This window comes from Pseudoblastomonas marina, assembly GCF_014641655.1.
GTDB lineage: Bacteria > Pseudomonadota > Alphaproteobacteria > Sphingomonadales > Sphingomonadaceae > Alteriqipengyuania_A > Alteriqipengyuania_A marina.
In genome coordinates this window covers 1-800 of record NZ_BMID01000030.1, presented here as the reverse complement: position 1 = coordinate 800, position 800 = coordinate 1, and the positions used below count along the sequence as shown (strand labels likewise).

Annotated in this window: 2 protein-coding genes; both read left to right on the top strand. The window is 26.6% G+C overall.

Annotated features, from left to right (window positions below; genetic code table 11):
* Positions 1–211, top strand: a 211-nt coding sequence (locus tag IEW49_RS13425; RefSeq protein WP_229658239.1) for a hypothetical protein, incomplete at its 5' end; no start/stop codon positions are given.
* On the top strand, positions 212–535 hold the full coding sequence (locus tag IEW49_RS13420; RefSeq protein WP_188643240.1) for an LAGLIDADG family homing endonuclease: 324 nt from the start codon (positions 212–214) through the stop codon (positions 533–535).
* Positions 536–800: the final 265 nt, after the last annotated feature.

Sequence of the window (800 nt, the reverse complement as noted above, 5' to 3'; positions counted from 1 at the left end):
AACGGATCTACAAGAAATATTGTTCCCATTGCTTATGTATAATAAGATTTTTTTCTTAACTAATACTAGAGCAGATCAATTTAACTTAGCTATGTATATATTCAAAAATGATATTAAGATGTATAATCAAATTCCCGATAACACACCTGCTGTTTTTGAGATACCTAAAAATCCTATTGATTACACATTATTGCCTTTTTTTAAAAATTGAATAGTCGGATTTACATGTTCTGAGGGTTCATTTTTTATTAAAAGTAATAATGATGGTTGTTTTCAATTAAAACAGAGAATACATACTAATTTATTTGAAGCCTTTAAACTAATGTTTAATACTAATAGAAAAATAGATACAACAAATAATTTTAATCAATTTGGTGTTAGTTCTAAATCTGATATACAAAAAGTTATAAATTTCTTTTCATTTTCAGGTTTACATCCTTTAGTAGGGTTGAAATATATTCAATATATAAAATGGTTAAATAATTTACGAGAAAGTTTGCGTTATAGTACCTTAAATTATCCTGATGCAAAATAATGCAAGATAGATTGCAAAAGATATAAATTAATAAATGTAATGGGGCTCCTTAAAATAGGTAGGGTTTAATCTTATTATATTTTAGAGGCAAATGGGGAAAATTACAAGGACATTTAATAAATTACCTCCGTTTTATTAGATTATTTGTAGCGAAACTTAATTCGGTATATAAAAAATGGATTAAGAACGTTCAACGACTAATGAGTGAGTTATACCAACAATAAGCTCAACACGATACCCCCAAAATCCACTCTATGAGTGGGTT